The sequence below is a fragment of the Streptomyces sp. NPDC039430 genome (assembly GCF_055639435.1).
Map to the genome: position 1 here is coordinate 62,371 of NZ_JBVKAK010000001.1, position 24,601 is coordinate 86,971.

18 protein-coding genes and 1 tRNA gene are annotated in these 24,601 nt (G+C 69.2%); 11 read left to right on the forward strand and 8 right to left on the reverse strand.

The features are described from left to right. Window positions 1–62 precede the first annotated feature (62 nt). Complete coding sequence (polA, locus tag ACZ7LS_RS00240) at window positions 63–2,771, reverse strand: DNA polymerase I (RefSeq protein WP_382525382.1); 2,709 nt, start codon at window positions 2,769–2,771, stop codon at window positions 63–65. Window positions 2,772–3,066: 295 nt separating this feature from the next. Here polA and ACZ7LS_RS00245 point away from each other — a divergent pair, with 295 nt between their 5' ends. The 8 genes from ACZ7LS_RS00245 to ACZ7LS_RS00280 all read left to right on the forward strand — a co-directional run bounded on the left by ACZ7LS_RS00245 (window position 3,067) and on the right by ACZ7LS_RS00280 (window position 12,658). Beyond that, the gene (locus ACZ7LS_RS00245) at window positions 3,067–5,331 is read left to right on the forward strand and encodes an FdhF/YdeP family oxidoreductase (protein ID WP_382967900.1); all 2,265 of its coding nucleotides are present in this window, start codon (window positions 3,067–3,069) and stop codon (window positions 5,329–5,331) included. Between the two features lie 236 nt (window positions 5,332–5,567). After that, window positions 5,568–6,071 (forward strand): PaaI family thioesterase, encoded by a 504-nt coding sequence (locus ACZ7LS_RS00250; RefSeq protein WP_385132252.1) that lies wholly within the window; start codon window positions 5,568–5,570, stop codon window positions 6,069–6,071. Window positions 6,072–6,215: 144 nt separating this feature from the next. Further along, window positions 6,216–6,698, forward strand: a complete 483-nt coding sequence (locus tag ACZ7LS_RS00255) for a hypothetical protein (protein ID WP_382663761.1) — start codon at window positions 6,216–6,218, stop codon at window positions 6,696–6,698. A gap of 389 nt (window positions 6,699–7,087) precedes the next feature. Beyond that, window positions 7,088–8,317, forward strand: coding sequence for a branched-chain amino acid ABC transporter substrate-binding protein (locus ACZ7LS_RS00260; RefSeq protein ID WP_382525390.1), 1,230 nt, complete (start codon window positions 7,088–7,090; stop codon window positions 8,315–8,317). 99 nt (window positions 8,318–8,416) lie between these two features. After that, window positions 8,417–9,349 carry a branched-chain amino acid ABC transporter permease gene (locus ACZ7LS_RS00265; RefSeq protein WP_129769511.1) on the forward strand — a complete coding sequence of 311 codons (933 nt, stop codon included), beginning with the start codon at window positions 8,417–8,419 and terminating at the stop codon, window positions 9,347–9,349. A gap of 5 nt (window positions 9,350–9,354) precedes the next feature. Then, entirely contained in the window at window positions 9,355–11,055 is a 1,701-nt protein-coding gene (locus ACZ7LS_RS00270; protein WP_382525393.1) for a branched-chain amino acid ABC transporter permease, read from the forward strand. Between the two features lie 5 nt (window positions 11,056–11,060). Then, window positions 11,061–11,945, forward strand: coding sequence for an ABC transporter ATP-binding protein (locus ACZ7LS_RS00275; RefSeq protein WP_382525554.1), 885 nt, complete (start codon window positions 11,061–11,063; stop codon window positions 11,943–11,945). Further along, window positions 11,942–12,658, forward strand: coding sequence for an ABC transporter ATP-binding protein (locus ACZ7LS_RS00280; protein ID WP_129769507.1), 717 nt, complete (start codon window positions 11,942–11,944; stop codon window positions 12,656–12,658). The genes ACZ7LS_RS00275 and ACZ7LS_RS00280 overlap by 4 nt, the downstream gene beginning before the upstream one ends. Window positions 12,659–12,770: 112 nt before the next feature. Here ACZ7LS_RS00280 and ACZ7LS_RS00285 read toward each other — a convergent pair whose 3' ends face one another. Then, window positions 12,771–13,427 carry an ANTAR domain-containing response regulator gene (locus ACZ7LS_RS00285; RefSeq protein ID WP_365907036.1) on the reverse strand — a complete coding sequence of 219 codons (657 nt, stop codon included), beginning with the start codon at window positions 13,425–13,427 and terminating at the stop codon, window positions 12,771–12,773. 100 nt (window positions 13,428–13,527) lie between these two features. Here ACZ7LS_RS00285 and ACZ7LS_RS00290 point away from each other — a divergent pair. Both ACZ7LS_RS00290 and ACZ7LS_RS00295 read left to right on the forward strand, forming a co-directional pair. Then, window positions 13,528–13,602: transfer RNA gene (locus ACZ7LS_RS00290), tRNA-Leu, on the forward strand. 161 nt (window positions 13,603–13,763) lie between these two features. Next, on the forward strand, window positions 13,764–14,405 hold the full coding sequence (locus tag ACZ7LS_RS00295; RefSeq protein WP_382875576.1) for a helix-turn-helix domain-containing protein: 642 nt from the start codon (window positions 13,764–13,766) through the stop codon (window positions 14,403–14,405). A 14-nt stretch (window positions 14,406–14,419) separates the two neighbouring features. On the opposite strand, the gene pyk is transcribed toward ACZ7LS_RS00295, so the two are convergent. Together pyk and ACZ7LS_RS00305 are read right to left on the reverse strand one after the other, a co-directional pair. After that, window positions 14,420–15,853: a pyruvate kinase gene (gene pyk / locus ACZ7LS_RS00300; RefSeq protein WP_382525397.1), complete on the reverse strand. Its 1,434-nt coding sequence runs from the start codon at window positions 15,851–15,853 to the stop codon at window positions 14,420–14,422. A gap of 128 nt (window positions 15,854–15,981) precedes the next feature. Continuing rightward, window positions 15,982–16,710 carry an SIMPL domain-containing protein gene (locus ACZ7LS_RS00305; protein ID WP_382525399.1) on the reverse strand — a complete coding sequence of 243 codons (729 nt, stop codon included), beginning with the start codon at window positions 16,708–16,710 and terminating at the stop codon, window positions 15,982–15,984. 249 nt (window positions 16,711–16,959) lie between these two features. Between ACZ7LS_RS00305 and ACZ7LS_RS00310 the strand changes: the two genes are divergently transcribed. Next, window positions 16,960–18,771, forward strand: a complete 1,812-nt coding sequence (locus ACZ7LS_RS00310) for a 5'-nucleotidase C-terminal domain-containing protein (protein WP_382525401.1) — start codon at window positions 16,960–16,962, stop codon at window positions 18,769–18,771. A gap of 22 nt (window positions 18,772–18,793) precedes the next feature. Here ACZ7LS_RS00310 and ACZ7LS_RS00315 read toward each other — a convergent pair whose 3' ends face one another. From ACZ7LS_RS00315 to ACZ7LS_RS00330, 4 genes are all read right to left on the reverse strand, one after another. Beyond that, entirely contained in the window at window positions 18,794–20,203 is a 1,410-nt protein-coding gene (locus ACZ7LS_RS00315) for a lysine N(6)-hydroxylase/L-ornithine N(5)-oxygenase family protein (protein ID WP_385132258.1), read from the reverse strand. 304 nt (window positions 20,204–20,507) lie between these two features. Continuing rightward, window positions 20,508–23,000, reverse strand: coding sequence for an aminopeptidase N (gene pepN / locus ACZ7LS_RS00320; RefSeq protein ID WP_385132261.1), 2,493 nt, complete (start codon window positions 22,998–23,000; stop codon window positions 20,508–20,510). A gap of 78 nt (window positions 23,001–23,078) precedes the next feature. Further along, entirely contained in the window at window positions 23,079–23,516 is a 438-nt protein-coding gene (locus tag ACZ7LS_RS00325) for a chorismate mutase (RefSeq protein ID WP_385132264.1), read from the reverse strand. After that, entirely contained in the window at window positions 23,503–24,414 is a 912-nt protein-coding gene (locus ACZ7LS_RS00330) for a helix-turn-helix transcriptional regulator (RefSeq protein WP_382525408.1), read from the reverse strand. Before ACZ7LS_RS00330 ends, ACZ7LS_RS00325 begins: the two co-directional genes overlap by 14 nt. Between the last annotated feature and the right edge of the window lie 187 nt (window positions 24,415–24,601).

Sequence of the window (24,601 nt, forward strand, 5' to 3'; positions counted from 1 at the left end):
CCGGCCGGCCCTCCAGCCCGGAGCGCCACCGCGCAGTGCGCCGCCGCTCAGTGCGCCGCCGCTCAGTGGGCCGCCGACTCCCAGTCCCTGCCCACACCCACCGACACATCCAGCGGCGCGCGCAGTTCGACGGCCGTCGACATCTCGCGGCGCAGCAGCTCCTCCACCGGCTCGCGCTCGCCGGGCGCGATCTCCAGGACGATTTCGTCATGGACCTGGAGCAGCATCCGGGACGTGAGACCCGCCTCGGCCATCGCGCGGTCGACGTTGAGCATGGCGACCTTGACGATGTCGGCCGCGGTGCCCTGGATGGGGGCGTTGAGCGCCATCCGCTCGGCCATCTCCCTGCGCTGCCTGTTGTCGCTGTTGAGGTCCGGGAGGTAGCGGCGGCGGCCGAGCATCGTCTCCGTATAGCCGGTGGCCCTGGCCTCCACGACGGCGCGCTGCAGATAGTCCCGCACGCCCCCGAAGCGCTCGAAGAACGTGTCCATCAGGGCGCGCGCCTCGGCCGCCTCGATGTTCAGCTGCTGCGAGAGCCCGAACGCCGAGAGTCCGTAGGCCAGTCCGTACGACATCGCCTTGATCTTGCGGCGCATCTCGGGGTCGACGGCGGACTTCTTCACCCCGAACACCTGGGAGGCGACCGTCGTGTGCAGGTCCTCGCCCGAGGTGAACGCCTCGATCAGCCCGGCGTCCTCGGAGAGGTGCGCCATCACGCGCAGTTCGATCTGGCTGTAGTCGGCCGTCATCAGCGACTCATAGCCCTCACCGACGACGAAGCCGCGGCGGATCGCCCGGCCCTCGTCGGTGCGGACCGGGATGTTCTGCAGATTGGGGTCGGTGGAGGAGAGCCGGCCGGTCGCCGCCACCGTCTGGTTGAAGGTCGTGTGGATCCGGCCGTCGGCCGCGATCGACTTGATCAGCCCCTCGACCGTGACCCGCAGCTTCGCCTGCTCGCGGTGGCGCAGCATGATGACCGGCAGTTCGTGCTCGGTCTGGGCGGCCAGCCAGGCGAGCGCGTCGGCGTCCGTCGTATAACCGGTCTTGGTCTTCTTCGTCTTGGGCAGACCCAGCTCGCCGAAGAGGACTTCCTGGAGCTGCTTGGGCGAGCCGAGGTTGAACTCATGGCCGACGGCGGCGTGCGCCTCCTTCACGGCCTGCTGCACGGCGCCCGCGAACTGCTGCTCCATGGCTTCCAGATGGGCGCGGTCGGCGGCGATGCCGTGCCGCTCCAGCCGGGCGAGCAGCTCGGAGGTGGGCAGCTCCACGTCCAGGAGCAGTCCGGTGGCACCGACCTCGCCCAGCCGCTCGGTGAAGGCGTCGCCCAGGTCGAGGACGGCGCGGGCCTGTGCCATCAGCGCCTCGGCCTCGGCCTGTTCGTCGGCCCCGAAGGCCAGCTGTCCGTCGGCGGTGGCCGGGGCCAGCTCCCGGCCCAGGTATTCGATGGCGAGGGCGTCCAGCGCGAAGGAGCGGCGGCCCGGCTTGACCAGATAGGCGGCCAGGGCGGTGTCCATCCTGACGCCGCCGACCCCCCAGCCGTGCTCGGGGGCGACGCGCATCGCGCCCTTCGCGTTGTGCATGACCTTGGGCCGGGCCTCGTCGGCGAGCCAGGCCGCGAAGGCCCGCTCGTCCGCCTCGTCCAGCTGCGTCGGGTCGAACCAGGCCGCGGCGCCGCCGGCCGCGGCGAGCGCGACCTCACTGACGCTGCCCGTGCCGAGCGACCAGGTGTCGGCCGTGGCGACCCCGAGCGGCTGCGCGCCGTGCTCCGCGAGCCAGGGCGCCAGCTCGCCGGAGGCCAGCACCGAGCCGTCCAGCTCCACCCCGGCGGCCGGCGCCGGGGCCTCGTCCTCGGCGGCGCCGGGATCCACCGCGAGCAGCCGCTCGCGCAGGCTGGGGTTACGGATCTCCAGGACCTCCAGCACCCCGATCAGGGCCGTGCGGTCGTACGGAGCGCGCTCCAGCTCCTGCGGGGTCTTGGGCAGCTCGACATCGCACGACAGCTCCGTGAGCCTGCGGTTGAGCTTGACCGACTCCAGATGGTCCCGGAAGTTCTGCCCGGCCTTGCCCTTCACCTCGTCGGCGCGCGCGACCAGTTCGTCGAACGAGCCGAACTGGTTGATCCACTTCGCGGCGGTCTTCTCGCCGACGCCGGGGATTCCGGGGAGGTTGTCGGACGGGTCGCCGCGCAGGGCCGCGAAGTCCGGGTACTGCGACGGCGTCAGTCCGTACTTCTCCTGGACCTTCTCCGGGGTGAAGCGGGTCAGCTCGGAGACGCCCTTGGTGGGGTACAGCACCGTCGTGTGCTCGCTGATCAGCTGGAACGAGTCCCGGTCGCCGGTGACGATCAGCACCTCGAAGCCCGCCGCCTCGGCCTGGCGGGCGAGCGTCGCGATGACGTCGTCCGCCTCGAACCCCTCGATCGCGAACCGGTCCGCGTGCATCGCGTCCAGCAGCTCGCCGATCAGCTCGACCTGCCCCTTGAACTCGTCGGGCGTCTTGGAGCGGTTGGCCTTGTACTCCGGGAACTCCTCGGAGCGCCAGGTCTTGCGGGACACGTCGAAAGCGACGGCGAAATGCGTGGGCGACTCGTCACGCAGCGTGTTCGCCAGCATCGACGCGAAGCCGTAGATGGCGTTCGTCGGCTGGCCGGTCGCGGTCGTGAAATTCTCCGCGGGCAGCGCGAAGAACGCCCGGTACGCCAGGGAGTGCCCGTCCATGAGGAGCAGGCGTGGACGGTTGTCTGCGGTCTTCTTCGATGCTGTCTCAGCCACGCACCCGATCCTGCCACGTCGCACTGACAATCCCGGCCGCCCGGACGCCCCGCCCCGGCCGCGTACCCACGCCGCCCCGGCCGCGCACCTGTCCCGTCCCGGCCGCCGCGCACCCGTCCCGCCGGGCCGCGCACCCGTCCCGGCCCGGCCGCGATACCCGCCTCGCCCCCTCCCCATCCGTTCTCCACGCGTGACGAGCCCGACATGGGCCGGACGTATCGTGGCCACAGACCCGTGAGAGGATTGTCTACTGTAGACAATCGGATTCAGCCTCACTGAGCTCAAGGAGAGCGTGATGGCCAGCAAGCCGCCGGCAGGTGATCCGGTACAGGATTCGCCGCAGGTAAAGGCCCCCAAGCACGCCGCTGCGGGAATCCCCGCGGTCGCGCATTCCCTGCTCATCTCGCACCAGCAGATGGGCACCCGCCGGACCGCGCGGACGCTGCTGAAGGTCAACCAGAAGAACGGTTTCGACTGTCCCGGCTGCGCCTGGCCCGAGGGCGACCACCGGCACACCGCGGAGTTCTGCGAGAACGGCGCCAAGGCCGTCGCGGAAGAGGCGACCGTACGCAGGGTCACGCCGGAGTTCTTCGCCGAGCACCCGGTCTCCGACCTCTTCGAGCGAAGCGGCTACTGGCTCGGCCAGCAGGGCCGGATCACCCACCCGATGTATCTGCCCGAGGGCGCCGACCAGTACGAACCCATCAGCTGGGAGCGGGCCTTCGCGATCATCGCCGAGGAGCTCAACGCCCTCGGATCACCCGACGAGGCCTGCTTCTACACCTCGGGGCGCACCAGCAACGAGGCCGCGTTCCTCCTCCAGCTCTTCGCGCGCGAGTTCGGCACGAACAACCTGCCGGACTGCTCGAACATGTGCCACGAGTCCTCCGGCTCCGCCCTCTCGGAGACCATCGGCATCGGCAAGGGCAGCGTCTCCCTCGAAGACATGCACAAGGCCGACCTGATCATCGTCGCCGGCCAGAACCCGGGCACGAACCACCCCCGTATGCTCTCCGCGCTGGAAAAGGCCAAGGCCGCGGGCGCGAAGATCATCTCGGTGAACCCGCTGCCCGAGGCCGGTCTGGAGCGGTTCAAGAACCCGCAGACCCCGCTCGGCATGGTCAGGGGCGCCGCCCTCACCGATCTCTTCCTGCAGATCCGCATCGGCGGCGACCAGGCGCTGTTCCGGCTGCTCAACAGACTCGTCCTGGAGACCCCGGGCGCCGTCGACGACGCGTTCATCGAGGAACACACCCACGGGTACGAGGAGTTCAGGGCCGCCGCGCTCGCCGCCGACTGGGACGAGACCCTCGTCGCCACGGGCCTCCAGCGCGCCGAGATAGAGAAAGCCGCCGAGATGGCCCTCGCCTCGAAGCGGACCATCGTCTGCTGGGCGATGGGCCTGACCCAGCACAAGCACTCCGTGCCGACCATCCGCGAGGTCGTCAACTTCCTGCTGCTGCGGGGCAACATCGGCCGTCCCGGCGCCGGCGTCTGCCCGGTGCGCGGACACTCCAATGTGCAGGGCGACCGCACGATGGGCATCTTCGAGCGGCCCAGTCCGGCCTTCCTCGACGCCCTGGACCGGGAGTTCTCCATCACCTCGCCCCGCCACCACGGCTACGACGTGGTGCGCTCGATCGAGGCGATGCGCGACGGAGACGCCAAGGTCTTCTTCGCCATGGGCGGCAACTTCGTCGGAGCGACGCCCGACACCGAGGTCACCGAGGCCGCGATGCGCAACACCCGGCTGACGGTGCACGTGTCCACCAAGCTCAACCGCTCGCATGTCGTCACCGGTGTACGCGCGCTGATCCTGCCCACCCTCGGCCGCACCGACAAGGACATCCAGGCCGGCGTCAAGCAGATCGTCACCGTCGAGGACTCCATGGGCATGGTGCACGCCTCGCGGGGCAACCTGCCGCCCGCAAGCCCCCATCTGCTCTCCGAGCCCGCCATCATCACCAACATGGCGCGTGCCGTCCTCGGCCCCTCCTCGGTGACGCCCTGGGAGGACTTCGAGAAGGACTACGCGAACATCCGCGACCGGATCGCGCGCGTCATCCCCGGCTTCGAGGACTTCAACGCGCGGGTCGCCCGTCCCGGCGGCTTCGAACTGCCGCACGCGCCGCGCGACGAGCGCCGCTTCCCCACCGCCACGGGCAAGGCCAACTTCACTGCCGCGCCCGTGGAGTACCCCAGGCTGCCCGAGGGCCGGCTGCTGCTGCAGACGATGCGCTCGCACGACCAGTACAACACCACCATCTACGGGCTGGACGACCGCTACCGCGGCATCAAGGGCGGCCGCCGCATCGTCATGGTCAACCCCGACGACGCGCGCGAACTCGGCCTCGTCGACGGCGCGTTCACCGACATCGTCAGTGAGTGGAAGGACGGTGTGGAGCGCCGGGCCCCGGGCTTCCGGGTGGTGTACTACCCGACCGCCCGGGGCTGCGCGGCCGCCTACTACCCGGAGACCAATGTGCTGGTGCCGCTCGACGCCACGGCCGACACGAGCAACACCCCGACGAGCAAGTCCGTCGTCGTGCGCTTCGAATAGTCATGCGCTGTGACCAGTCGTGTGGTCATGCGCTGTGACCAGTCGTGCGCTCCGGGCGGTCCCGCGCTCCGGGCGGTCCCGCGCTCCGGGCGGCGGAATGAACGGGCGGGGCTAAGCGTTTGCTCAGTCGTCTGATATGCAAGACGGTGCACCGAGCACGTACGCGCGTGGACCACGCACGTACGTACGCCACGCAGTCCCGTACGCCACCACCGCAGCCGATCGGAGCCGGGCCCATGGGTGAGCAGCCCTCCACGAAGTTCCCGCAGGAGATCATCGACGAATACGCCGTGCTCGGCGTCGACCTGCCCGCGCTCTTCTCCGCGGGTCATCTCGGCACGCGCATGGAGGTACGGATCGTCGAGGCCTCCGCGGAACGCGTCGTCGGCACCATGCCGGTGGAGGGCAATACCCAGCCGTACGGGCTGCTGCACGGCGGCGCCTCCGCCGTACTCGCCGAGACCCTCGGCTCGGTCGGCGCCATGCTGCACGGCGGCGCGGGCAAGGTCGCCGTGGGCGTGGACCTCAACTGCACCCACCACCGGGGCGTACGGAGCGGACTGGTCACGGGCGTCGCCACCCCCGTCCACCGCGGCCGCTCCACCGCGACCTACGAGATCGCCATCACCGACGAGCGGGACATGCGGGTCTGCAGCGCCCGGCTGACCTGCCTGCTGCGCGACGCCGGAACCGACACCGGAACCGACACCGGCACCGGCACGGACACCGCGTCCATGTAGTCCATGGAGTCGCCGCGCCGACGTGGCGGCCGCGGCGCTCCACCCACCCGCCCCTTCACCGAGACCATGAGCACCCACAAGGGCGCGTACGGGATGCCCGTACGCGCCCTTGTGGGTGCCCGGAGCACCACCTACCCTTCGCCCATGACGACGGCCGGACAGCGCGGGTTCCGCCCGGCCGCCCGATGCGCGCTCGCGCTCTGCACCGCCCTCCTCGGCGGCGCGCTGACCGGTTGCGGCGGTGGCGGGTCCGCCGCGCCCGATCCGGGCGCCACCCCCGAGGCACACCGCACCACCCCCGCCGAGCTCTGCACCGCGCTCGTCTCGTACTGGGCGAAGGAAGCCCTCAAGGGCTCCGAGTGGGCAGGGCTCGACTGGGAACAGAAGGGGCTGTCCAACGAGCAGTACGCCATCCACGAAGAGGTCGTGGCCGCGGCGCGCGCCGAGCGGGCGGAGCACGGCCGCGCGGCGGCGGAGGCTCTGATCGACCGCAGGACCGCGGAACGGTGCGCCGCCGCGAACGGCGCCACCGGCAGTTCGGAAAACTGGCGCGAACCGGACTGGACAACGGCGGGGCAGCGACGGGACACCGCCCCCGGAACCCCCGTCCGACATCACGCTGTGTAACAACCGGGTGAACGAGGGCGCTTCCACTGCCCGCACGCGCACCCCCGCCGCCCGCTTTCCCGTCCACTCGTGCCCGATTGGGCAGTCAGCACCAAAATGGGCCCAAGTACCTTAGCGGAACTGCACGTTCTCACCATGTGGTCATTTCGAGAAGGCCAGGAAACGCCCTATTCGCCCAGACTGTGACCGCCAAGCGTTGGCCCCGGCATAACAAGACAGTCACATCCTTCGCGCACCACTCCACGACCCCCTTACCTGCGCTTAGAGTCACGGCCAGTCACCGCGCCGCCGGACACACACTCGGCTCGCTCCACCTACCCGCCAGAGCGGCCCGGCGAAACGCGAACGGCACCTCAGCAGAGGAGGCCGCGCCAGGGAAAGGATTCATCGTGCGACACCGTTCCTTGCTCATCCTCACCACCGTGATCACCACGGGAGCACTGACACTCACCGCTTGTGGTTCTCGCGACGAAGGCAAGAGCACCGGGGATAGCGACAAGATAACCGTCGTCATCGGTGTCGACGCGCCGCTCACCGGATCGCTCTCCGCGCTCGGCCAGGGCATCAAGAACTCCGTCGACCTCGCTGCCAAGACCGCGAACAAGACCAACGAGGTCCCGGGCGTCGAGTTCAAGATCGAGGCCCTCGACGACCAGGCCGTCCCGGCCTCCGGCCAGGCGAACGCCACCAAGCTCGTCGGCAACAAGGACGTCCTCGGCGTCGTCGGCCCGCTCAACTCCGGCGTCGCGCAGTCGATGCAGGGCGTGTTCAACACGGCCAAGCTCGTCCAGGTCTCCCCCGCCAACACCAACCCGGCGCTGAGCCAGGGCGACAACTGGGCCAAGGGCGACCTCAAGCGCCCCTTCGCGTCGTACTTCCGCACGGCCGCCACGGACGTCGTCCAGGGCAAATTCGCCGCGCAGTACTACTACAACGACGCCAAGAAGCGGAAGGTCTTCGTCGTCGACGACAAGCAGACCTACGGCGCCGGCCTCGCCGCGATCTTCTCCGAAGAGTTCAAGCGCCTCGGCGGCACCGTCGTCGGCACCGACCACGTCACGGTCAAGGAGACCGACTTCTCCTCCACCGCCGACAAGGTCAAGGCCGCGGGCGCCGACTCCGTCTACTTCGGCGGCCAGTACCCCGAGGGCGGACTGCTCTCCGACCAGATCAAGAAGACGGGCGCCAAGGTCCCCACCATGGGTGGCGACGGCATCTACGACCCGAACTTCATCTCGGCCTCCGGTGAGTCCAACGACGGTGACTTCGCCACCTCCATCGGCTACCCCGTGGAGAAGCTCGACACCGCCAAGAAGTTCATCGCCGACTACGCGGCCGAGAACTACAAGGACCCGTACGCGGCCTACGGCGGCTACTCGTACGACGCCGGCTGGACGATCATCCAGGCCGTCAAGGCCGTCGTCGCCGCCAACGACGGCAAGCTCCCCGACGACGCCCGCGAAAAGGTCGTCGAGGCCACCAGCAAGGTCAGCTTCGACGGAGTGACCGGCAAGGTCTCCTTCGACGAGTACGGCGACACGACCAACAAGCAGCTCACCGTGTACAAGGTCGAAGGCGGCACCTGGAAGGACGTCAAGAGCGCCACGTTCGAGGACTGACCCACCCGGACACAGCCCCACACCACGACCGGACCGCGCGAGGGCGCAACAGCGCCCTCGCGCGGTGTCATATCCGACACGCTCATCGGAGGCCCTGCGGTGAACGAACTGCCGCAACAGCTGGCCAACGGCCTTGCCCTCGGTGCCCTTTACGGCTTGATCGCCATCGGGTACACCATGGTCTACGGCATCGTCCAGCTCATCAACTTCGCCCATGGCGAGATCTTCATGATCGGGGGCTTCGGTGCCCTCACCACCTACACCTTGCTCCCCGGCGGAACCTCCCTGCTGGTGGCGATCCCGCTCATGATCGTAGGCGGCGCCATAGCCGCGGTGGCCGTGGCCACCGCCGCCGAACGCTTCGCCTACCGCCCCCTGCGCGGAGCACCCAGGCTCGCGCCGCTGATCACCGCGATCGGCCTGTCCATCACACTGCAGCAGCTCATCTGGGCCTTCTACCCCGACGCCAAGAAGGCCGTCAGCTTCCCCGAGTTCAAGGGTGAGTCCTTCCAGCTGACAGACAACCTCTACATCCAGCGGGCCGACGCGTTCATCTTCGTCCTCGCCCCCCTGTGCATGCTCGCCCTCGGCCTGTTCGTCTCCAAGAGCCGCAGCGGACGCGCCATGCAGGCCACGTCCCAGGACCGGGACACCGCCAAGCTCATGGGCATCAACACCGACCGCATCATCGTGATGGCCTTCGCCATCGGCGCCGCCTTCGCCGCGGTCGCCGCGGTCGCCTACGGACTCGACAAGGGCCAGATCAACTTCGAGATGGGCTTCCTCCTCGGACTCAAGGCGTTCACCGCCGCCGTCCTCGGAGGCATCGGCAACATCTACGGAGCGATGGTCGGCGGCATCGTCCTCGGCCTCGCCGAGGCCATGTCGATCGCCTACATCGAGGAAATCCCCGGCATGCAGCAGCTCGGCGGCGGCGCCTGGGCCAACGTCTGGGCGTTCGTACTTCTCATCGTCGTGCTTCTCGTCAGGCCACAGGGCCTGCTCGGTGAGCGCGTCGCGGATCGGGCGTGAGAACTATGACCGACACAGCCTCCTCCCGCACCACGCGGCTGCGCGTGCTCGCCCTCGCCGGCGGCATCGCCACCGTGGCCAGCACCTTCCTCTCCTGGACCTACACCACCGAGTTCCCCGGCGACCTCACCGTCTACGGCTACCCGGGCGGTCTCCAGGTCCTCACCCTCACCGCCGGACTGCTCACCGCGCTCTTCGCGCTCTCCGCACTCGGCGTCAAGGGCCTGCGCTGGCTCACCCCCGCCGGCTCCACCAAGGCCCTCCAGCTGCTCGCACTCGGCGGCCTGGCCACCACCTGGTTCACGGTCATCGCGATCGCGGTCGAACTCGGCGGAGTCGTCAACCTCGAACCCGGCGGGTTCGTCGCGGCGGTCGTCACCGTCATCCCCGCCGTCGCGGCCTTCCTGCTGCCCGACGACACCCGCAAGGCCACGCGGCCCAGGGAACTCCCCTCCTGGGCAGAGATCCTGATCATCGTCGCCGCGTTCGCCATCGGGCTCTTCGTCTTCACCTACGGCATCGACACCGAGTACGCCGAACTCTTCACCGGCTACCTCCTCACCGTCGGATTCGCCGCCACCGCGCTCTTCAAGGCCGGTCTCATCGCCCGCCTCAACGGGCTCACCACCAAGTACCGGCTCATCGCCGTCTCGGCCGCGTTCGTCGCCGCCGCGGCCTTCCCCTTCACCCAGAGCACCGACCAGTTCACCCTGATCGCGGTCAACATCCTCATCTTCGCGACCGTCGCCCTCGGACTGAACATCGTCGTCGGCCTCGCGGGCCTGCTCGACCTCGGATACGTCGCGTTCCTCGGCGTCGGCGCGTACACCGCCGCCCTCGTCTCCGGAACCACCGCGTCCGTCTTCGACGTGCACTTCCCCTTCTGGGCCGCCGTCCTCACCGGCGCCGTCGTCTCGCTGGTCTTCGGCGTCGTCATCGGCGCGCCCACCCTGCGACTGCGCGGCGACTACCTCGCCATCGTCACCCTCGGCTTCGGAGAGATCTTCCGTATCGCCGTCGGCAACCTCGACGGAGTCTCCGGCCCGCGCATCACCAACGGCCCCAACGGTGTCCCGAACATCCCCGACCTCAACTTCTTCGGGTACAACTTCGGCGAATCCCACACCGTTCTCGGCATCGAACTCGGCTCCTACGCCAACTACTACCTGCTGATGCTGCTCGCCATGGTCCTCGTGGTGATCGTCTTCAGCCGGGCGGGCAACTCCCGCATCGGCCGCGCCTGGGTCGCCATCCGCGAGGACGAGACCGCCGCCACCGCCATGGGCATCAACGGCTTCCGCGTCAAACTCATCGCCTTCGCCCTCGGCGCCACCCTCGCCGGCCTCGCCGGCACCGTACAGGCGCACGTCCAGCACACCGTGGTCCCCGAGATGTACGTCTTCGCCGGACCCGTGCCGCCCAACTCCGCCTTCCTGCTCGCCGCCGTCATCCTCGGCGGTATGGGCACCATCAGCGGTCCCCTCATCGGCGCCTCGCTGCTCTACCTCATCCCGGCGAAGCTCCAGTTCCTCCAGGACTACCAGCTCCTCGGCTTCGGAATCGCGCTGATCCTTCTCATGCGCTTCCGCCCCGAAGGGCTCATCGCCAACCGGCGCGCACAGCTCGAATTCCACGAGACCGACCAGCTCGACGTACCCGACGACAAACCCGGCGCGGGCGTCAGCACCGCCAAGGCGGGGGCGTGAACGACATGACCACCACGACCACGAGCACCCGGACCACCGTGCTCGACGCCAGCGGCGTCACCATGCGCTTCGGCGGTCTCACCGCCGTACGCTCCGTCGACCTCCAGGTCAGCAGCGGCGAGATCGTCGGTCTCATCGGCCCCAACGGCGCCGGCAAGACCACCTTCTTCAACTGCCTGACCGGGCTCTACGTACCCACCGAGGGCAAGGTCAGCTACAAGGGCACCGTCCTGCCGCCCAAACCCCACCTGGTCACCCAGGCGGGCATCGCGCGCACCTTCCAGAACATCAGGCTCTTCTCCAACATGACCGTCCTGGAGAACGTCCTCGTCGGACGCCACACCAGGACCAAGGAAGGCCTCTGGTCCGCACTCCTGCGCGGCCCCGGCTTCAAGAAGGCCGAAGCCGCCTCACACGAGCGCGCGATGGAGCTCCTCGAATTCATCGGCCTCCAGCACAAGGCCGACCACCTCGCCCGCAACCTCCCCTACGGCGAACAGCGCAAGCTCGAAATCGCGCGCGCCCTCGCCAGCGACCCCGGCCTGCTGCTCCTCGACGAGCCCACCGCCGGAATGAACCCGCAGGAAACCCGCGTCACCGAAGACCTCGTCTTCGCCATCCGCGACCAGGGCATCGCCGTACTCGTCATCGAGCACGACATGCGCTTCATCTTCAACCTCTGCGACCGCGTCGCCTGTCTCGTCCAGGGCGAGAAGCTCGTCGAAGGCACCGCGGAAGTCGTCCAGGGCGACGAACGCGTCATCGCCGCCTACCTCGGCACCCCCTTCGAAGGCGCCCCCGGCGCCGAGGAGGTCGCCGCGGTCGAGGCGGCCGAAGCGGACGCGCACCGCGACACCAGCACCACCGGTTCGGAAGGGGACGCGAAGTGACCGCACTCCTGGAGGTCGAGGACCTCAAAGTCGCCTACGGCAAGATCGAGGCGGTCAAGGGGATCTCCTTCAGCGTCGAGGCCGGCCAGGTCGTCACCCTCATCGGCACCAACGGTGCGGGCAAGACCACCACCCTGCGCACCCTCTCCGGGCTCCTCAAGCCGTCCGGCGGGCGCATCACCTTCGACGGGAAGCCCCTCTCGGGAATCCCCGCGCACAAGATCGTCGCGCTGGGCCTCGCCCACTCCCCCGAAGGCCGGCACATCTTCCCCCGGCTCACCATCACGGAGAACCTCCAGCTCGGAGCGTTCCTCAGGACCGACAAAGCCGGTATCGAGAAGGACATCCAGCGCGCCTACGACCTCTTCCCCATCCTGGGCGAACGACGGAAGCAGGCCGCGGGCACCCTCTCCGGCGGCGAACAGCAGATGCTCGCCATGGGACGCGCCCTGATGTCCCAGCCCAAGCTGCTCATGCTCGACGAGCCCTCCATGGGGCTCTCCCCGATCATGATGCAGAAGATCATGGAGACCATCGTCGAGCTGCGCCAGCAGGGCACGACGATCCTGCTCGTCGAACAGAACGCCCAGGCGGCGCTCTCCCTCGCCGACCAGGGCCATGTCATGGAGATCGGCAAGATCGTCCTCTCCGGCACCGGACAGGACCTGCTGCACGACGAGTCCGTACGCAAGGCCTACCTGGGCGAGGACTGACCCCGGGCACCGGACGTACACGAGCGGGAAGCCCGCCCCGATTCGCTCGGGGCGGGCTTCCTGACGTCCTGATGTACGTACCGTACGAGCCGCGGGGGCCCGGCTACGCGGCCTACTGGCCGCCCTTGGCCGCCTTCTTCTCCGCCGCGTCCTCGATGACCGCCTCCGCGACCTGCTGCATCGACATCCGGCGGTCCATCGACGTCTTCTGGATCCACCGGAACGCCGCCGGTTCCGTCAGCCCGTACTGCGTCTGCAGCACCGACTTCGCCCGGTCCACCAGCTTCCGCGTCTCCAGCCGCAGCGTGAGGTCCGCGACCTCCTGCTCCAGCGTCTTCAGCTCCGTGAACCGCGACACCGCCATCTCGATGGCCGGCACCACATCGCTCTTGCTGAACGGCTTCACGAGATACGCCATCGCCCCCGCGTCCCGCGCCCGCTCCACCAGATCGCGCTGCGAGAACGCGGTCAGCATCAGCACCGGCGCGATGGACTCCTCCGCGATCCGCTCGGCCGCGGAGATTCCGTCCAGGACGGGCATCTTCACATCCAGGATCACCAGATCCGGCCGATGCTCGCGCGCGAGCTCCACGGCTCGCTCGCCGTCACCGGCCTCGCCGACGACCGAATATCCCTCTTCCTCAAGCATCTCCTTGAGATCGAGACGGATCAGGGCCTCGTCCTCGGCGATGACGACACGCGTCGTCAGCGGCGGAACATGCGACTTGTCGTCATCGTCGACGGGCTGGGGCGACTCGGGGGCGGTCACGGGGGCTCCTCGTTCCAGACAGGGTGCTGCTCCCCACGAGCCTACCGAGCTACGGTATTGTGGTCGTGCAGCGGGTCTGGCAAAACCTTTGATTCCGTGAGCCCCGGTAGCCCAATCGGCAGCAGGCAATGCTCTCAAACAGCATTCAGTGTGGGTTCGAGTCCCACCCGGGGCACTTTTCCTTTGATTCCAAGGTGGATCACCGGACTGTCGATCTTCACTCTTCATGGTGAACGCGTCCTGAGCCCCCGCACGGAGGGCCGAGATCCGGCGAAACTCTCGCCATGAAACCGCGGTTGGTGGCGCCACGAAGACCGTAGGAAGCGCCAGGAGCCCGTGGCGCCACGCCGTTCCCTGCTCTGCCCGATCTGCGATGACCGCCCGCTCGACAGAGTCGCTTATTCGTACCTGCTGGGGCTGTACCTCGGCGACGGCCACATCAGCCACTACGCGAAGCACAGGGTCCCCAGCCTGCTGGTCACCATGGACGACGCATGGCCGGGATTACAGGACACGGCAGAAGCAGCCCTGAAGGCTGTGTTCCCGGACAACGCCATCTGCCGTCAGCGGCGCGAAGGCCGCCAGAACATCAAGGTCTACTTCAAGCACCTTCCCTGCCTGTTCCCCCAGCACGGCCCTGGCAAGAAGCACGAGCGGAAGATCGAACTCGTGGCCTGGCAGCAGGACATCGTCGACGCACACCCATGGGAGTTCATACGCGGCCTGATCCACTCCGACGGCTGCCGCATCACCAACTGGACCGAGAAGATCATCGGCGGCGAACGCAAGCGGTACGAGTACCCGCGCTACTTCTTCTCCAATGCCTCCGCCGACATCCTGCGGCTCTTCACCGACACCCTCGACGCGGTCGGCGTCGAATGGAAGCCGGCCAACCAGCGCCGTAGCGTCCAGAACATCTCCATCGCCAAGCGCGCGTCCGTCGCCCTCATGGACGCGCGCATCGGACCCACGTACTGAGCCCCGGGCTCCGGCTACTTCGGGCTGTCGTCCTCGCCGATGTGGTGGACGCGCACCAGGTTCGTGGAACCGGCGACCCCCGGCGGCGAGCCCGCCGTGATGACGACGATGTCGCCCTTGTCGCAGCGGCCGATCTTCAGGAGCTGGTCGTCCACCTGGGCGACCATCGCGTCCGTCGAGTCGACGTGCGGGCCGAGGAAGGCTTCCACGCCCCAGGTGAGGTTCAGCTGGGCGCGCGTGGCCGGGTCCGGGGTGAAGGCGAGCAGCGGGATCGGGGAGCGGTAGCGGGAGAGGCGCTTGACCGTGTCGCCGGACTGGGTGAAGGCGACCAGGAACTTCGCGCCCAGGAAGTCGCCCATCTCGGCCGCCGCGCGGGCCACCGCGCCGCCCTGGGTGCGGGGCTTGCTGCTCTCCGTGATCGGGGGGAGGCCCTTGGCGAGGAGGTCTTCCTCGGCGGCCTCGACGATGCGGCCCATGGTCTTGACCGTCTCGATGGGGTATTTGCCGACGCTGGTCTCGCCCGAGAGCATCACCGCGTCCGTGCCGTCGATCACCGCGTTGGCGACGTCGGAGGCCTCGGCGCGGGTGGGGCGGGAGTTGTCGATCATCGAGTCAAGCATCTGGGTGGCGACGATGACCGGCTTGGCGTTGCGTCTGGCCAGTTTGATGGCGCGCTTCTGGACGATCGGCACCTGTTCCAGGGGCATTTCGACGCCGAGGTCGCCGCGCGCGACCATGATGCCGTCGAAGGCGGCGACGATGCTGTCGATGTTCTCGACGGCCTGCGGCTTCTCCACCTTGGCGATGACGGGGATCCGGCGGCGCTCCTCGTCCATGACGCGGTGGACGTCGTTGATGTCGTCCCCGCTGCGTACGAAGGAGAGCGCGATGGCGTCGGCGCCGACGCGCAGCGCCCAGCGCAGGTCCTCGACGTCCTTGTCCGAGAGCGCGGGGACGGAGACGGCCACGCCGGGGAGGTTGAGGCCCTTGTTGTCGGAGACCATGCCGCCCTCGATGACGAGGGTGTGGACGCGGGGTCCTTCGACGGAGGTGACCTCAAGGGTGACTTTGCCGTCGTCCACGAGGATGCGCTCCCCGGTGGTGACGTCGGCGGCGAGTCCTTCGTAGGTGGTGCCGCAGGTGTGCCGGTCGCCTTCGAGGGGTTCGACGGTGATGGTGAATTCGTCGCCGCGTTCAAGGAGTACCGGGCCTTCGCGGAACCGGCCGAGGCGGATCTTCGGGCCTTGAAGGTCGGCGAGGATTCCGACGCTGCGGCCGACTTCTTCCGCGGCTTCCCGTACGCGCTGGTAGCGCTCCTCGTGCTCGGCGTAGGTGCCGTGGCTGAGGTTGAGTCGGGCGACGTCCATTCCGGCTTCGACCAGCGCCTTGATCTGGTCGTACGAGTCGGTGGCGGGCCCCAGGGTACAGACGATCTTTGCTCTGCGCATATATCGAGCCTAGGGCTTACCGACCGGTAGGGAATTGGTGATGCATGACTACCCAACAACCTTTGCGTGAAAGGTTATTGACAAGTGTTGAATGGGCGGGGTGCCGCTCCTATGAGCATTACATCGGCTTAATTTGGCGCCAGATCGGGCGGGGTCATCGTGAAGCGCGCGTTCACCTGCGCGTAGACGGTCTGGCGCTGTGGTTCGAGGTCGAGGACGGGCGCCGCCTCGGCGGATTCCGCGCCCCCGTAGCCGCTGCGGCTGCGCAGGCCGCCGGGCGCGGGCGGTACTCCGTACGCGGCGGTGTTCTCCGCGCCGAGGTCCGCCAGCTCGACCAGGGCGGCGAGCCGGGCGCCGAGGGCCTCGGCGTATTCGCGGGCGCGCTGGACGGCTTCCCGTACGGCCTGGCGCCGGGCGTCGCCGTGGGCCGGCGAGTCGGGGCGCAGGGCCCACCAGGGGCCGCTTACCTGGGTCAGTTCGAGGTCGGCGAGGCGCGTGGTGAGTTCACCCAGAGCGGTGAAGTCGGACAGTTCGGCGGTGAGATGGACCCGGCCGTGGTACGCGCGGATGCGTTCGGCGCGGCCGTGCTTGGTGAGTTCGGGGCTGATGGAGAACGCTCCGGTCTCCAGCTTCTCGACGGCGTCGCCGTAGGACTTGACGAGTGCGAGGACGTCTCCGTTGCGGCGGGTGAGGTCGTCGAGGGCGGTACGCCGGTCGGTGCCGCGCGCGCTGACCGCGATGCCGATTCTGGCGATCTCCGGGTCGACCTCCAGCCGTGCTTCGCCGCGGACGGCGACCCTCGGTGTCTCGGGCGTGCCGTAGGGCGCGGCGGGGGTCGGTGCGTCGGCGGTGGTCACGGGCGGCTCCCTCGTTGGACGGCTGCGACCGCGGCTGCGACCGCGGCTACGACTGCGACTGCGGCCGCACGGCCACGTCTCCACTCTCGCATCCGGGTACGACAGCCGGGTGCTGTAACGCCGTACGACAACCGGCGGTCATCTGATCGAAACCCTGTGGGGGTGTTGCCGACGTCTCGTTTGGGCCAGAATCTACGCGCGTTGTTGCAACGTGCCAGAGAGAAACAGTTCGAGGGAGAAGAGAAGGAAATGCCGCTGAACCGTAGGACGTTCCTGGGCAGTTCGGCTGTCGCCGGCGCGGGTGTGGCGCTGGTGGGCGGGGCGACGGTCCCGGCGGAGGCCACCGGCCACGCTCATGGTCCCGTCGCTGGACGTCCGCGCAAGCGGTACTCGTTCACCGTGCTGGGGACCACCGATCTGCATGGCAATGTCTTCAACTGGGACTACTTCACCGACAAGGAGTTCGACGACTCCGCGCACAATGACGTCGGGCTGGCGAAGATCTCCACGCTGGTCGACCGGATCCGCGAGGAGAAGGGCCGCCACAACACACTGCTGATCGACGCGGGTGACACCATTCAGGGCACCCAGTTGTCGTACTACTACGCCAAGATCGACCCGATCACCGCGAAGCGCGGTCCGGTGCATCCGATGGCGCAGGCGATGAACGCGATCGGCTATGACGCGGCGGCGCTCGGCAACCATGAGTTCAATTACGGCATTCCCGTGCTGCGTAAGTTCGAGGAGCAGTGTGATTTCCCGCTGCTCGGTGCCAACGCACTGGACGCGAAGACGCTGAAGCCGGCTTTCGCGCCGTATGTGATCAAGAAGCTGCGGACGCCGCACGGCCGTGATGTACGGGTGGCGATCCTCGGGCTGACGAACCCTGGCATCGCGATCTGGGACAAGGCGAACGTGCAGGGCAAGATGACGTTCCCGGGTCTGGAGGAGCAGGCCGCGAAGTGGGTGCCGAAGCTGCGTTCGATGGGCGCGGATGTCGTCATCGTCTCCGCGCACTCCGGTACGAGCGGGACGTCGTCGTACGGCGATCAGGTGCCGTACGTGGAGAACGCCGCGACGCTGGTGGCCGAGCAGGTGCCGGGGATCGACGCGATCCTGGTCGGCCACGCGCACGCCGAGATCCCGGAGCGCCGGGTGGTCAACAAGAAGACGGGCAAGGACGTCGTCCTGTCCGAGCCGCTCAAGTGGGGCCAGCGGCTGACGCTCTTCGATTTCGACCTGGTGTGGGAGCGGGGCTCCTGGACGGTCGAGAAGGTCGGCTCGCGGGTCCTCAACTCCAATACGGTCCCCGAGGACAAGAAGATCACCCGGCTGCTCTCCGATGAGCACCGCAAGGTCGTGTCGTATGTCAACCAGGTGATCGGTACGTCCACGGCCGCCATGTCCACGGTCGACGCGCCGTGGAAGGACGAGCCGATCATCGATCTGATCAATCACGTCCAGACGGTGACGGTGAAGGCGGCGCTGGCGGGCGGCGAGTGGGCGGCGCTGCCGGTGCTGTCGCAGGCGTCGTGCTTCTCGCGTACGGCGGCCATCCCGGCCGGCGATGTGACCATCAAGGACGCTGCGGGGCTGTACCCGTTCGAGAACACGATGGAGGCGCGGCTGCTGACCGGCGCGCAGCTCAAGGCGTATCTGGAGTTCTCGGCGCGGTACTACGTGCAGACGGCGGCGGGTGCGCCGGTGGACACGTCGAAGCTGACGAACGCCGGCAACACGCCGGACTACAACTACGACGTGGTGTCCGGTCTGACGTACGAGATCGACATAGCGAAGCCGGCCGGGTCGCGGATCGTGAACCTCAGGTTCGAGGGCAAGGATCTGGACCCGGCGGCGAAGTTCGTGCTGGCGGTCAACAACTACCGGGCGAGCGGCGGCGGGAACTTCCCGCATGTGGCCGCCGCGCAGCAGCTGTGGGCCAATTCGGACGAGATCCGCAACACGATCATCGGGTGGGTGCAGTCGACGGGCACGGTCGACCCGGCGGCGTTCGCCTCGGTGGACTGGAAGCTGACGCGGGACGGCACGCCGGTCTTCTGACCGCGCGCGGCGGCGGCTTCCGTCAGCGTACTTCGGTGAGCGGGACCAGACCCCTCGGTGCGGGCACCGTGCGGGTCCGGTCCCGTCCGTCGAGTCCGAAGCTGGTGAACGCGGTGCGCCGGGGGAGGTGGTAGGACTCCTTGCCGGTGAGGTGGTTGAGGATGGTGGCACTGCGCCAGGCCGCGAGCCCGAGGTCGGGCGCGCCGACGCCGTGGGTGTGCCGTTCGCCGTTCTGGACGTAGACGGAGCCGGTGACTCCGGGGTCCAGGGTGATCCGGTGGTACTGGTCGATCCGGGGGCGCCCCGAGCTGTCCCGGCGCATGTACGGGTCGAGTCCGGCGAGGATCCGGTCGAGGGGGCGCTCCCGGTAGCCGGTGGCGAGGACGACGGCGTCGGTGGTGAGCCGGGACCTGGATGCCTGCTGGGCGTGTTCCAGATGGAGTTCGATCTTCGTCGTGGCGACGCGCCCCGCTGTGCGGACGGAGACGCCGGGGGTGAGGACGGCGTCGGGCCAGCCGCCGTGCAGGGTGCGCCGGTACAGCTCGTCGTGGATGGCGGCGATGGTGGCGGCGTCGATGCCCTTGTGGAGCTGCCACTGCCGGGGGATCAGGTCGTCGCGTACGTGCTCGGGCAGGGCGTGGAAGTAGCGGGTGTAGTCGGGGGTGAAGTGCTCCAGGCCGAGCTTGGAGTACTCCATGGGCGCGAAGGCCTCGGTCCGGGCCAGCCAGTGGATCTTCTCGGCTCCGGTGGGCCTGGCGCGCAGCAGGTCGAGGAAGATCTCCGCGCCGGACTGTCCTGATCCGATGACGGTGACGTGTCCCGCGGCGAGCAGCCGGTCGCGGTGGTCGAGATAGTCGGCCGAGTGGATGACCGGCGCGGCGGGGGTCTCGACGAGCGGTTTGAGCGGCTCGGGGATGTACGGCTCGGTGCCGATGCCGAGGGCGATGTGGCGGGCGTGGGCGCGGCCGAGTGCTTCGGCCTCGCCGTCCTGGTCGAGCTGGGTGAAGTCGATCTCGAACAGGTCGCGTTCGGGGTTCCAGCGGACGGCGTCGACCTGATGGCCGAAGTGGAGTCCGGGGAGCTGCTCGCTGACCCAGCGGCAGTACGCGTCGTACTCGGCGCGCTGGATGTGGAAGCGCTCGGCGAAGTAGAAGGGGAAGAGCCGGTCGCGGGCCCGGAGGTAGCTGAGGAAGGACCAGGGGCTGGCGGGGTTGGCGAGGGTGACCAGGTCGGCGAGGAACGGGACCTGGAGGCTGGCGCCGTCGATGAGCAGGCCGGGGTGCCAGCGGAAGAACGGGTTCTGGTCGAAGAAGGTGGTGGCGAGTCCGCCGCGGATTCCGTCGGCGAGGGCGGCCAGGGAGAGATTGAACGGGCCGATGCCGACACCCACCAGGTCGCAGGGCTGGTTGAGGTCGGTTGGCTGGGCGATCATCGGCGGGTGCTGCCTTCCACGAGTCGGGCACCCGGAGGTCCGGGGGTCGGAGGTGGTGCCTACGGAGCACAACGAGCCCGCCCGCGAGGGGTATTGGCGCCCGGCGAAGGACGCGCGAAGTCGGCTGAAAACGCTCGTGGATCCGGCGTGCGCGACGCGTGTGAGCGTGTAGGCGTACGCCGGATCACGGGCGGATTCAGCACCGGTCCTGGCCCGGCGCCGGCGGCCGGGTGGCCGACCGGGTGGCCGGCCGGGTGGCCGGCCGGGTGGCCGGCCGGGTGGCCGGCCGGGTGGAGCCGGAGGGTCAGGAGGCGGTACGGACCCGCAGCGCCCGGTGCAGGTCGTCGAGCTGGTCGACGAGTTTGCGGCGCAGCGCCGGGATCATCTCCGCGCCGTCCAGGCACTTCCGGCCGAGGCGCAGCGACTCCTCGTCGACCGCGTACAGCGGGAAGGCGTAGCGGCCCGCCGCTTCGGCGATGGCGGGCCCTCGCCGGTCGGCGAGTGCGACGGCGTCGGTGTAGTAGCGGGGTACGTACTCCCGTACCAGCGTGGCCTGTTCGGGCTGCCAGAAACCCTGGGCGGTGGCGGTGAAGAGGTAGTTGGAGAGGTCGTCCGACTCGAAGAGACGGGCCCAGGCGCGGGCCTTGGCACCGGGGTCGGGCAGCGCGGCGTGGCAGCGGGCCGCGCCTTCCTGGCCGGTGGCGCTGGGGTCGCGGGCCAGTTCGGCGTCGATGGCTGCGGGGTCGACGGCGCCGAGGACGGCGAGCCGGGTGAGGACGCGCCAGCGGAGTTCGGGGTCGAGCTCGGGACCGCCGGGGACACCGCCGGATTCCAGCCACTCCTGGAGGGCGTCGGGCTGGGTGGCGGCGTCGATGAAGTGGCGTACGGCGGTGAGGCGCAGCCCGGGGTTCTCGCCGTCCTCCGTGCGGCGGATCAGGTCGCGGGAGATCGCGGTGAGGGTGGCGAGCGCGGCCGGGCGGTCCGTGGCGGCCAGATAGCGGTCGGTGATCTGGGCGGCGGCGAAGGCCAGGACGCCCTGGACGAGTGCGAGGTCCGTCTCGCGCGGCAGCTGGGCGCGGGCGGCGTCCAGGTAGGCGGTGGCGGCGAGGTCGCCGTCGCGGACCATGTCGCGGGCGGCGTTCCAGATGACGGCGCGGGTCAGCGGGTCGGGGATGCCGGACAGGGCGCGCAGGGCGGTGTCCCAGGACGCGGCGTCGAGCCGGACCTTGGCGTAGGTCAGGTCGCCGTCGTTGAGGACGACGAGGGCGGGGCGGCGGCCGGGCGCGGTGACGGGCGCGGTCAGCGGCAGGTCGAGTGCGAGGAGGTCGCGCCGGGTCAGCCGGGCCGGGTCGGCGGGATCGAGGTCGTACGCGCCGGCGGTGATGTGGTGCGGGCGGCTCCCGTCGCGTACGACATCGAGGGTCCAGCCGGTGTCGGTGCCGGAGATCCGGGGGGTGAGCGTGTCGACGCCGGTGGTGCGCAGCCACCGCTCGGCCCAGGCGTGTACGTCGCGGTCGGTGGTGTGGGCGAGGGAGTCGATGAAGTCGGCGAGGGTGGCGTTGGCGAATCTGTGCCGGGCGAAGTGGGTGTTGATGCCGGCGAGGAAGTCCTTCTCGCCGAGCCAGGCGACGAGCTGGCGCAGTGCGGAGGCGCCCTTGGCGTAGGAGATGCCGTCGAAGTTGAGCAGCGCTGAGGCGGTGTCGGGGACGGCGTCGGGGTCGGGGGCGACGGGGTGGGTGGAGGGCCGCTGGTCGGCGTCGTATCCCCAGGATTTGCGGCTGATGCCGAAGTCGACCCAGGTGTCGGTGAAGCGGTCGGTTTCGGTGAGGGTCTGGTAGCCCATGTACTCGGCGAAGGACTCGTTCAGCCAGATGTCGTCCCACCAGGCGAGGGTGACGAGGTCGCCGAACCACATGTGGGCCATCTCGTGGGCGATGACCATGGCGCGGGTCTGGCGTTCGGTGTCGGTGACGGCGGAGCGGTAGACGAACTCGTCGCGGAAGGTGACGAGTCCGGGGTTCTCCATGGCGCCCGCGTTGAACTCGGGGACGAACGCCTGGTCGTACGAGTCGAAGGGGTACGGCTCGGTGAACTTCTCGTGGTACCGGTCGTAGCAGGCGCGGGTGACGTCGAGGATCTCGTCGGCGTCGGCGTCGAGGTGGGGCGCGAGGGAGCGCCGGCAGTGGATGCCGAAGGGCAGTCCGGCGTGTTCGGTGCGTACGGAGTGCCAGGGCCCGGCGGCGACCGCGACGAGATAGGTGGAGATCAGCGGGGTGGCGGCGACCGTCCAGTGGCGTCCTTCGGTCCGGGTGGCGACGCCGTTGCCGAGGACGGTCCAGTCGTCGGGCGCGGTGACGGTCAGCTCGAAGACGGCTTTGAGGTCGGGCTGGTCGAAGGCCGCGAAGACCCGCTGGACGTCGTTCATGAACAGCTGGGTGTAGACGTAGGTCTCGCCGTCGGCGGGGTCGGTGAACCGGTGCATGCCCTCGCCGGTACGGGAGTACCGCATCGCGGCGTCGACGCGCAGCTCGTGCTTCCCGGCGGTCAGGCCGGTGAGCGGGAGCCGGTTCTCGACGAGCGCGGCGGGGTCCAGGGGCCGGCCGTCGAGAGTGACGGAGCGCAGGGTGGCGGGCTTGAGTTCGACGAACGTGTCTCCGGCGGCCCGCGCCGTGAAGGTGAGGACGGTGCGGGAGTCGAAGGTGTCCTCGCCGGTGGTCAGATCGAGTGCGATCGTGTACCGGTGGACGTCGAGGAACTGGGCTCGGGTCTGCGCTTCGTCGCGCGTCAGTACGGACATGGGGGCCATGCTGCCCGATGTGCCGCGAGCGGCGCATCACGGTTCATTGCGCTCTGAGCGCACGTGCGGCGGGGGCCGTCAGCCGGTGTCGCCGCGCGCCTCGCCCGCGATCGTCTCGTGGTGTCTGATCACTTCGGCGATGATGAAGTTGAGGAGCTTCTCGGCGAAGGTCGGGTCCAGTCTGGCGCTCTCGGCGAGTTCCCTGAGCCGGGTGATCTGGCGGGCCTCGCGGGCCGGGTCGGCGGCCGGCAGCCGGTGCCGGGCTTTGAGTACGCCGACCTGCTGGGTGCATTTGAAGCGCTCGGCGAGCATATGGACGACGGCCGCGTCGATGTTGTCGATGGACTCGCGGAGGCGGTTCAGCTCGGCCCGCACCTCCTCGTCGATGCCGGGCCGGCCGGTTCCGTCGGTTCCGTCGGTTCCTGGGCCGGCCGTGCCGGTGTGGTCCGTGCCGGTGTGGTCCGTGCCGGTGTGGTCCGTCTCGGTGTGGTCGGTACCGGGGTCACTCGTGGTCATGGTCCAGCAGCGTAGAGGAGCGCGGCGCGATGGTCGGCGGGTGATCAGGATGCGGGATCTCGTTGCTCCAGCCGCCGGGTACGGCGCGCCCCTGCCGCTCGCGGAAGCGGATGGGCGGGATACCGACACGGCGGGTGAACAGCCGGGAGAAATAGGCCGGGTCGTCGTACCCGACGCGCCGGGCGACCGCCCCGATGGGCAGTTCCGTCCCGGCGAGCAGTTCTTTGGCGCGGCCGAGGCGGATGCCCAGCAGATAGTCCTTGGGGCTGCACCCGGCGGCCCTGCGTACGGCCGTGCGCAGTTCGGCGGGGGTCATGCCGTGACGGGCCGCGTGCTCGGCGACCGAGAGCGTCCGGCAGGCGTCGCGGGCCAGGGCCTTGAGGACCGGGTCGCCCTCGGCGTCGGTGTCGGCGCGGGCGCGGCGCAGCGCGACGAGCAGTTCGTGGACGGCGGCGCCGGTCTCCACTTCGAGCAGTGGATTGCCCCGGCGGGCGGCGCGGGCGATACGCGCGATGGCCGCCCGCGCGCCCGTCACGTCGGAGAGAGGTACGACGGGCCGGGCCGGCTCGATATAGCCCAGCTCCGTGTACGTGGCGGTGGCGGGACCGGTGAAGTCGACGAAGCTCTCGTCCCAGCCGTGCTCCTCGTCGGACCCGTAGTGGTGGGCGGTGCCGGGGGTCAGCCAGAGCAGCGCGGGCGCGGTGACGGGGGTGCGCCGCCCGTCGGCCGCGCGGAACCAGCCGCTGCCCGCGCTGATCACCACGGCCACATGGTGGTCGAGGGTGCGTGGTCCGACCGTCGGCAGGCGGCCGTGCTGGAGCCCGACGCCGAGGCAGACGAGCCCGAGCCGGTGGTGGACCGGGCCAGGGGTGAAGTACCGCATCCAGGTGTGATACATCCGCTCCCACCTCACCAGTCCGTCGGTCCGTTCGCCCGGTCGTGCGGTCGTGCGGTCGTGCGGTCGTGCGGTCGTCCGGTGGCGCCCCGGGCGGGCGTCCCATGCGTCCAACCAGAGGTGATCTTTGTCCATGGACCGTGCCGCCGCCAGAGGGAGAGGGTGGATCGCGGTCCGGAAACCGGACGAA

What these genes read in the sequence shown, in the direction of transcription:
- ACZ7LS_RS00245 (WP_382967900.1), top strand. Translation starts at nt 3,067, where the DNA reads ATGGCCAGCAAGCCGCCGGCAGGTGATCCGGTACAGGATTCGCCGCAG.
- ACZ7LS_RS00250 (WP_385132252.1), top strand. Translation starts at nt 5,568, where the DNA reads ATGGGTGAGCAGCCCTCCACGAAGTTCCCGCAGGAGATCATCGACGAA.
- ACZ7LS_RS00255 (WP_382663761.1), top strand. Translation starts at nt 6,216, where the DNA reads ATGACGACGGCCGGACAGCGCGGGTTCCGCCCGGCCGCCCGATGCGCG.
- ACZ7LS_RS00270 (WP_382525393.1), top strand. Translation starts at nt 9,355, where the DNA reads ATGACCGACACAGCCTCCTCCCGCACCACGCGGCTGCGCGTGCTCGCC.
- ACZ7LS_RS00275 (WP_382525554.1), top strand. Translation starts at nt 11,061, where the DNA reads ATGACCACCACGACCACGAGCACCCGGACCACCGTGCTCGACGCCAGC.
- pyk (WP_382525397.1), bottom strand. Translation starts at nt 15,853, where the DNA reads ATGCGCAGAGCAAAGATCGTCTGTACCCTGGGGCCCGCCACCGACTCG.
- ACZ7LS_RS00310 (WP_382525401.1), top strand. Translation starts at nt 16,960, where the DNA reads ATGCCGCTGAACCGTAGGACGTTCCTGGGCAGTTCGGCTGTCGCCGGC.
- ACZ7LS_RS00315 (WP_385132258.1), bottom strand. Translation starts at nt 20,203, where the DNA reads ATGATCGCCCAGCCAACCGACCTCAACCAGCCCTGCGACCTGGTGGGT.
- pepN (WP_385132261.1), bottom strand. Translation starts at nt 23,000, where the DNA reads ATGTCCGTACTGACGCGCGACGAAGCGCAGACCCGAGCCCAGTTCCTC.
- ACZ7LS_RS00325 (WP_385132264.1), bottom strand. Translation starts at nt 23,516, where the DNA reads ATGACCACGAGTGACCCCGGTACCGACCACACCGAGACGGACCACACC.
- ACZ7LS_RS00330 (WP_382525408.1), bottom strand. Translation starts at nt 24,414, where the DNA reads ATGTATCACACCTGGATGCGGTACTTCACCCCTGGCCCGGTCCACCAC.